This is a genomic window from Kineococcus glutinatus, assembly GCF_039542765.1.
Classification (GTDB): domain Bacteria; phylum Actinomycetota; class Actinomycetes; order Actinomycetales; family Kineococcaceae; genus Kineococcus_A; species Kineococcus_A glutinatus.
The window spans coordinates 1-7529 of the sequence record NZ_BAABIL010000374.1 but is presented as its reverse complement, the minus strand read 5'-3'; the positions used below and the strand labels follow the sequence as shown (position 1 = coordinate 7529).

General features: G+C 71.5%; 7 protein-coding genes and 1 pseudogene. 6 read left to right on the top strand and 2 right to left on the bottom strand.

The genetic code is table 11. The features are described from left to right. The first annotated feature begins 236 nt into the window (after window positions 1-236). On the top strand, window positions 237-509 hold the full coding sequence (locus ABEB16_RS13900; RefSeq protein ID WP_345712838.1) for a hypothetical protein: 273 nt from the start codon (window positions 237-239) through the stop codon (window positions 507-509). A 49-nt stretch (window positions 510-558) separates the two neighbouring features. Here the strand turns inward: ABEB16_RS13900 and ABEB16_RS13895 are convergent, their stop codons facing one another. Next, complete coding sequence (locus tag ABEB16_RS13895; RefSeq protein ID WP_345712837.1) at window positions 559-1179, bottom strand: L-threonylcarbamoyladenylate synthase; 621 nt, start codon at window positions 1177-1179, stop codon at window positions 559-561. Between the two features lie 389 nt (window positions 1180-1568). On the opposite strand from ABEB16_RS13895, the gene ABEB16_RS13890 reads away from it, so the two are divergent. The 4 genes and pseudogenes from ABEB16_RS13890 to ABEB16_RS13875 all read left to right on the top strand — a co-directional run bounded on the left by ABEB16_RS13890 (window position 1569) and on the right by ABEB16_RS13875 (window position 4835). Next, window positions 1569-2798 (top strand): hypothetical protein, encoded by a 1230-nt coding sequence (locus ABEB16_RS13890; RefSeq protein WP_345712836.1) that lies wholly within the window; start codon window positions 1569-1571, stop codon window positions 2796-2798. 467 nt (window positions 2799-3265) lie between these two features. After that, window positions 3266-3506: pseudogene (locus ABEB16_RS13885) on the top strand (transposase); the annotation flags it as partial. Between the two features lie 267 nt (window positions 3507-3773). Beyond that, entirely contained in the window at window positions 3774-4067 is a 294-nt protein-coding gene (locus ABEB16_RS13880) for a DUF3072 domain-containing protein (protein WP_345712835.1), read from the top strand. 9 nt (window positions 4068-4076) lie between these two features. After that, window positions 4077-4835: a VOC family protein gene (locus ABEB16_RS13875; protein ID WP_345712834.1), complete on the top strand. Its 759-nt coding sequence runs from the start codon at window positions 4077-4079 to the stop codon at window positions 4833-4835. A gap of 34 nt (window positions 4836-4869) precedes the next feature. Here ABEB16_RS13875 and ABEB16_RS13870 read toward each other — a convergent pair whose 3' ends face one another. Beyond that, window positions 4870-6276, bottom strand: a complete 1407-nt coding sequence (locus ABEB16_RS13870; RefSeq protein ID WP_345712833.1) for a TonB-dependent receptor — start codon at window positions 6274-6276, stop codon at window positions 4870-4872. A 259-nt stretch (window positions 6277-6535) separates the two neighbouring features. Here ABEB16_RS13870 and ABEB16_RS13865 point away from each other — a divergent pair. After that, a partial coding sequence (locus ABEB16_RS13865) for a glycosyltransferase (protein WP_345712832.1) occupies window positions 6536-7529 on the top strand: 994 nt, incomplete at its 3' end.

Here is a 7529-nt window from a genome sequence, read left to right as displayed (position 1 = left end):
GCCGAGGGTTCCTCCACCACCGACGGGGCGTACGAGACCCTCCTCATCCGCCACCGCAGCGCTGCCGGGGCGGGCGCGCGCCCGGTGAGGGCCCCGCACCCGGCGCCACCCGTGTGCGCGATCACTTGGCCCGAACAGGGCGACCTGCGCCCCACCGCTGCGGTCGGGCAGCGGTCGCGTCGATGTCGGGAAGGAGAGCCCGACAGCAGCTGCCGCACGACTGGCCGAGGAGCACGATGAAGACCGTCCTGGCGATCGAGACCACCAAGCCGATCGGCATCCACGACCTCAACGGCTTCCTGCAGGGCATCGCGCTGCACATGCCCGGCGCCTTCGTGTCCCAGGGGCCCAGCACCCGCGGTCGCCTGACGGTCTCCGTCCTCGCCCCCGGCCCGCTGCCCCTGGAGGTCGCCGAGCAGGTGCTGGAGTCCCTGCCGCACCTGTGCGACTCCATCGCCGGCCTGTCCCTGCAGGAGGCGACGCCCCGGCGCCGGCCGGTCCCGGCCTGAGCCCGCCGGAGCCCGGGACACCCGTCGAGGAGGACCCCGTCGAGGGGCCCTACCCGAACCGGGCCGGGTCCCCCGCCCCGACGCGGACCACCTCGGCGGCGCCGGAGGACAGGTCCACCACCGTGGTGGGCTCGGTGCCGCAGTCACCGGCGTCCACGACGGCGTCCACGACGTGGTCGAGCTCCTCCTTCACGGCCCAGCCGTCGGTGGGCGGCAGCTCGTGCCCGGGCAGCAGCAGCGTGGTCGACAGCAGCGGCTCCCCCAGCTCCCGCACCAGCGCCCGGGCGACGGGGTGGTCGGGGATGCGCACCCCGACGGTGCGCTTCCTCGGGTGCGCGAGGCGCCGCGGCACCTCCTTCGTCGCGGGCAGGACGAACGTGTACGGCCCCGGGGTGGCGGCCTTCACCGCGCGGAAGGCGGCGTTGTCGAAGTCGACGAGCTCGCCGAGCTGGGCGAAGTCGGCGCAGACGAGCGTGAAGTGGTGCCCGTCGGGCAGGTGCCTGGTCCGCCGGATGCGCTCGGCCCCCTCGCGGTTGCCGACCCGGCAGCCCAGCGCGTAGCAGGAGTCCGTGGGGTAGGCGATGACGGCGTCGTCGCGCAGCATCGCCACGACCTGCGCGACGCTGCGCGGCTGCGGGTCGTGCGGGTGCACGTCGAAGTACCGGGCCACGCCGGGGAGCCTAGGAGCTGAGCCGTGGGTCGGCTTGGTGGGCGTTGCAGAGCACGGCGACCGCGGTGATGATCGCTGCGACGGCCGAGCCTCGGCGACGGCACTGCCGCAGGGCTTGCCGGTCCTTCGACCGCGCCAGGACGTGCTCGGTGGCGGCGCGGCGTCGTCGGTACAGGCGCCAGGCGTGGTCCCCCGTCATCTCGGGCATCAGCAGATCAGTCCGGGTCTGACCTGCACGCCCACGTCGAAGGCACCTGTAGTCGACGGCACCGGATGACGTCGTTCGAGGTTGCCCTGCGCCGGCCAGGTGAACGGGCACATGCCTGCTCGTCGAGCTCCGATCCCGAGTGTCAGACTGGAGTACCCCTGATGACCTCCGGAGCGCACCCGTGGCACGCATGATCGACTCCGTCCGGACGACGCTGTCGACGGACTTCGCGATCCTTTACGTCAGCCAGGACGCCGGCGACTTCCCCGGAAACTTCGCTACGTCAGGACGGGGGTGGGTGTCGGCCTATTGCGGCACGAAGTACGCCACCCTCGATGTCACGGTTGAGCGCTGGGATGGCCGCCCTGCACCCGTCGCCGGTTGGGAAGACGTCGACGAGGTGCCCTTCGAGGCCATTCCCGATGGTCCAGGGTTGGAGGTCGCAGGGTTTGAGGGGACCGGTGTGCGCCTGGGCGCCGTCGGCCTGGAGCGCGCGCGAGTGCTGATTCACGCACGAGGGCGGCACCGCTACGGATACAGCGACTTCGCCGATGAAGGACTGGAACCGGAAGAATGGCTCTTCCAGTTCTTCCCCGATCCGGACGACCTCGACGCGATGGCGGGGGGGCCGCGGTCCATCGCCAAGCGTGAAGTTCATGAGCCACAGACGATGGCGGCGTGGGAGGTAGCCCTGGGGTGGGCCCGGGCCGGGTGGCACCACTACCTGTACCAGACTCCCGGATTCCGCGAGCTGCAGCTGGCCGTTCACCACCAGGAGGGCCCGACTTCTCGTGATCACCTGCTGGAGCAGGCGTTGCCCTGGATCGCCGAGCGCCGCATTGAGGCATGGTCCAGTTCTGACCCCGCCGACATCCCGCTCATTCCTCACGAGGGAACCCCGCTGGTCCGTCAGGCTGGGCCGCCTGAATCGTGGTACGAGAGCCAGGAGCAGGAGCGTGTCCGTCAGCGAGGTCGCCTGGACCGAGTCGCCGAGATGGCACGCACGAAACGCTTGGAGGTGCTGGGAGACTTCCTGGACGCACTGACGCGGTTAGGAGTTCTCCTGGCCGAGGACGGTGATGGCGGGACGGTGTTGACACCCAATGCGCGGCCCACTGCTGCAGCACTCGTTGCCAACAATCCGGACGATCGGCGTGGTGGGTATCGGGAGGAGAACGACTACTCGAATTTTCGCTCAATCGCCGAGAACCTCGAGCACCTGGTCCGATGGGCCCCCGGGCGACGATTGCGCGCGACCGCGGAACAGATCGCTGCTCGTTTGGGTGTCACGGTCTACGAGGTGCAGGGCGGACTTGAACTCCAGCAGCATCTCCGGAAATTGCAAGTCCAGAAGGTTGATGCGGACAACCCTGAGCAGGAGGCACTCGAAGTTTGGATTCCCGACTCCTGAAGCAGGAGCCGCCGGTTGTCACGCGCCATCAGCACACCCGTCCGCGAAACCCCGTCGACCCCGTCGTCCAACGGAGTTGTCGGGCACCGGGTCGACGAGAGCAGTGCGCCTGACCCAGCGCGCAAGCGAGTTCTTCGCGAAGCGTTTCGTTGTCGGCCTCACGTTGGCGGATGCGGGCGTGCGCCTGCTCCAGCCTGCGGAGGAGGCTCGGACGTCGGCACGTGGTCGAGGTCGGCGAGGTGCAGGTGCCGCGTGTCGGCGCGCTTGATCGATCCCGGTGCGGAGCCGGTCGTCGGTGCAAAGGCGGGCCCGGGGTGCGCCGGCTTCTCGTGCGACCGCCCGGACGGTGATCGCACGCCTTTCCAGTTGCAGCTTCTCCGGTCCGGCCAGCGCCCCGTTGGGATGCCGTTGCAGGAGCGCTTCCGCGGCTCTGGTGATCACGACCGGAGCGGGCGCGGGCTGGTGGGATCTCAACGACGACACCCCCTGCTCGGCGCGAGCTGATCAGCGATGAGCCGTGGGCGCTGATCGAACCGCTCATCCCGACGCGACCACCGGCAGCACTCCCCGCAAGCGGAGGGCCCCGGAGCGGGCAGGGCGCCCGCGCCGTGATGACCGAGCTGCCATCGAGGGCATCGCCTCCGCGCTGACCACCGGACCGGCTGGACGAGGCTGCCTCAAGAGCTCGGCTACGGGTCGGGGTGGAGTCCTCCCAACGCCTGGGGCGTCATCGCCGGGGCGTCATCGCCGGGTCGTCGAACGCAGCATCAGCTGGCTGCTGTCCTTCTAGCACCTGGCCCTGCGCCATGACCACACCACCTGCACGATCACCGCCCTGGCCCCGTCGGCCGTCATCCTCATCCGCGCCAAGCACCTACCGGTTCCCGACTCGTGCAACGGCGTCTGAGGCACCCACCGGCGCCGCCGCGCGCGCTCGGCGGGCGGCTGTCGGAGCCGCGCCGTAGCGTCGCGGCCATGACCGAGGCCACCGACCAGGACACCCCCGACCAGGACACGACCAAGCAGGGCACGACCGGCCAGGGCACGACGGACGGGACGAGCACCCCCACCACCGGCGGCGACAGCCGCAGCGCCGAGAAGGACCCCGACGACTGGGCCACCGGCGACGAGCCGATGACCGGCCCGCAGCGCAGCTACCTGGAGACCCTGGCCCGCGAGGCGGGGCGCGAGCTGCCGGCGGAGCTGACGAAGGCGGACGCCTCCAAGCTCATCGAGGAGCTGCAGCAGCAGACCGGTCGCGGCGCCTGAGGAGGCCGCGTGCCCACCGACGCCCGCGGTGAGCTCAGCCAGGTCGTGGTCGACGCCGCCGACCCGAAGGGCCTGGCCCGCTGGTGGGCGCGCGCCCTCGGCTGGCGCGTCGTGCTGGCCGCCGACGACGAGGTGGAGATCGCCCCGCCGGAGGGCCTGCCGGGTCTGCCGCTGGTCTTCGTGCCGGTGCCCGACGCCAAGCGGGGCCCCAACCGGGTGCACCTGGACCTGGACACCGACTCCGTCGCCACCCAGCGGGTCACGGTGGCGGCGCTGCTCGACGCCGGCGCCCGCCGCGCCGACGTCGGGCAGGGGCAGGTGCCCTGGGAGGTGCTGGCCGACCCGGAGGGCAACGAGTTCTGCGTCCTGGACCCGCGCCCGCAGTACGAGGGCACCGGGGCGGTCGCGTCCGTCGTCGTGCAGGCGCTGGACCCACCGCGGCTGGGCCGGTTCTGGGCGCTGGCCTCCGGCTGGGACGTGGTGCGCCAGGGCGCTGACGTCGTCGCGCTGCGCCCACCCACCGGCGGGCCGTACCTGGAGCTGGTCCGCACCCGCAGCCCGCACGCGGTGAAGAACCGCTGGCACCTCGACCTGCGCCCGCGCGCGCTCACCCCCGGGCGGCGGGGCACCGCGCAGCACGCCGTGGTCGCCGCCCTGCTCGACGCCGGCGCCCGCCGCGCCGACGTGGGCCAGGGGCGCCGGCCGTGGGTGGTGCTGGCCGACCCGGAGGGCAACGAGTTCTGCGTCCTGACCGAACCGCGGGGCTGAAGGGGCCGGCGCCGCGCGGTGCCGGCCCCGGCCGTCAGTCCCGCCGGCGGTGCCCGAAGAAGTTCCGCTTGACGATCATCGCGGCGACCTCCACGGGGACCATCGACTCCCACGAGTCGTCCTCGGTGGCGATGCGCCGCAACACGTCCCGGCTGAGGATCGGCAGGTACTCGGGTCGGTAGTTGTCCAGGTTGACGAAGCTGCCCCGGCCGGAGAGGTAGTCGAACAGCGGCTGCAGCTCGGCGTCGACCTTCATGTCGTCCACGGTGAGGACGCCGCCGTCGGGCAGCTGCTTCATGGGGTAGACGAAGAGCTTCAGGTCGTTCTTGAACAGCCGCCCGAAGTGCTCGAGGATCCCGCCCTGCATGTGGGCGTGGTTCTCCTCGTGGAACATCTCCAGCAGGCTCGGCAGCCCCATGACGAGCCCGATGCGCTCGGTGGTGCGCTGCGCGATGTACGTCGCGAGCCGGCTGTAGTCGTAGTAGTCGGAGATGAGCACGGTGACGCCGCAGGCGCCGAGCAGGTCGGCGCGGGCGAGGAAGTCGCGGCGGTCCACCTTGTCGCCGCCCTGGCGCAGGTTGCGCATCGTGAGCTCGGCGACGGTGAGGATCGGTTTGCCCGCCACCGCCGGGTCCTGCTGGAACTTCTCCCGGGCGCACTCCAGCATGTCGATGTTGACCACCGTGGGCGGGCGGAAGCTGCCGCGCTCGACGAGGACGGCGTGCTTGCGCAGGGCCTCGCTGGGCTGGAGCACCTCCCCGTCGGAGCCGAACATCGCGGCGCCGGACAGGCCGAGCTGGACGAGCTGCAGGGCCATGGTGCGGTTGTCGACGCTGCGGAACTCGATGCCCTTGAACTTGATCATGTCGATCTCGATGCGGCCGGTGTTCAGCCGGTCCAGCAGGCTGGCGACGATCTCGTCGGGTTCGTGGCGCTGGAAGAACGCGGCGTGCAGCAGGTTGACGCCGACGATGCCGAGGGCCTCCTGCTGCTGGGCGGCGTCGTCGTCGAGCATCCGCACGTGCATGACGATCTCGCTGGGCTCGTCGTGCGGGTGGGCCTGGAACCTGACACCCATCCAGCCGTGGCACTCGTTGCCGCCGCGGTAGCTGCGCGCGACGACGGTGTCGGCGAAGGCGAAGAAGCAGGTGTCGTCGCCGCGGGTCTCCGACAGGCGCTCGATGTTCAGCGACAGCTCGTGCTGCAGCATGGCCTGCAGCCGGCCGAGGGAGACGTAGCGGTCGGACTTGCCGTACACGGCGTCGCTGACGGCCATGTCGTAGGCGGACATCGACTTGGCCATGGTCCCGGCGGCCCCGCCGGCCCGGAAGAACCAGCGGGCGACCTCCTGCCCTGCGCCGATCTCGGCGATCGTGCCGTACCAGCGTGGATCGAGGTTGATCCGCAGGGCCTTCTGCAGCGTGTCGGCGGCGATCTCCATGAGCCGTTCCGTCCTCTCCGGGCGCGGGGGGCCGAGCACCACCATGGTGTCGGCGCGCGGTGTGCGGCGCCACGTCGCGGGGTCGGTCGTGGTGCGCCCGTCACGCGGGTGCCGCCGGCTGCGCCGTCCGCGGTCACCCGGACGCCCCTCGATTTGACCCTGCGTAACAAAGTGTGCGTATCTTGTAACGCCTTACTCAGCGTTGATGAGGCGTTACACCCACATTGCACCGTGCTCACAACCTGCCTTGCGAGGACACATGGGCGACGTCGGTCTGCCGCGCGGGAGAAAACTGCTGCTCATCGCATCGACCGGGGGGCACCTGGCGGAGCTGACGATGGTCAGCGAGCTCATCGGGGCCCGCGCCGACTCCACGTGGGTCACCTTCGACCACGAGCAGAGCAGGTCCCTGCTCGCCGGCCGCGACGTCAGCTACGTGCCCTACGTGGCACCGCGCGACCTGCGCGGCGTGCTGCGCTGCCTGCCCGCCTTCCACCGCATCCTGCGCCGCGGGGACTACGACGCGGTCGTCAGCACCGGCGCCGCGGTCGCGGTCCCCGGCCTGCTCGTCGCCGCGCTCAGGGGCGTGCCGACCCACTACGTCGAGAGCGTCGCGCGCTTCGAGCGCCCCTCCCTGACCGGGCGCATCCTCAGCCTCGTGCCGGGGGTGCGGGTCTACACCCAGCACGCGTCCCGGGCCGGCCGGCGGTGGCGGTTCGACGTCTCCGTCGTCGACGCCCTCTCCCGCCCCGCGGACCGCTCCCCCGCCCGCCGCGCCTCCAAGGTGTTCGTCACGCTCGGGACCATCAAGCCCTACCGCTTCGACGCCCTCGTCGACCGGGTCAAGGCCATGCTCCCCGAGGGCACCAGCGTCACCTGGCAGGTCGGCGAGACCCGTCGCGACGACCTGCCCGGCGAGGTGCACGAGTACCTGTCGGCACCGGAGTTCGACCGCATCGCCGCGGAGGCCGACGTCGTGGTCTCCCACGCCGGCGTGGGGTCGATCATGCGCCTGGCGCAGCTCGGCCCGCAGCTGGTCATCGTGCCGCGCCGGGCGTGCCGCGGCGAGCACGTCGACGACCACCAGCAGGAGACCCTGGAGGTCATCAGGGCCCTGGACGTGGGCACCTGCCGCGAGGCCGACGAGCTCCGGCCGAGCGACCTGCTGCTCGAGGCGACCCCGGTGCCGGCCGGGGCCGGGGTGGGCGCCGGGCGCACCCCCGGACCCCTCGCACCGCCCGAGGTCGACCTCA

Bases quoted from the DNA above. Each gene is read 5' to 3' on its own strand.
- ABEB16_RS13900 (WP_345712838.1), top strand. From the start codon at position 237: ATGAAGACCGTCCTGGCGATCGAGACCACCAAGCCGATCGGCATCCAC.
- ABEB16_RS13880 (WP_345712835.1), top strand. From the start codon at position 3,774: ATGACCGAGGCCACCGACCAGGACACCCCCGACCAGGACACGACCAAG.
- ABEB16_RS13870 (WP_345712833.1), bottom strand. From the start codon at position 6,276: ATGGAGATCGCCGCCGACACGCTGCAGAAGGCCCTGCGGATCAACCTC.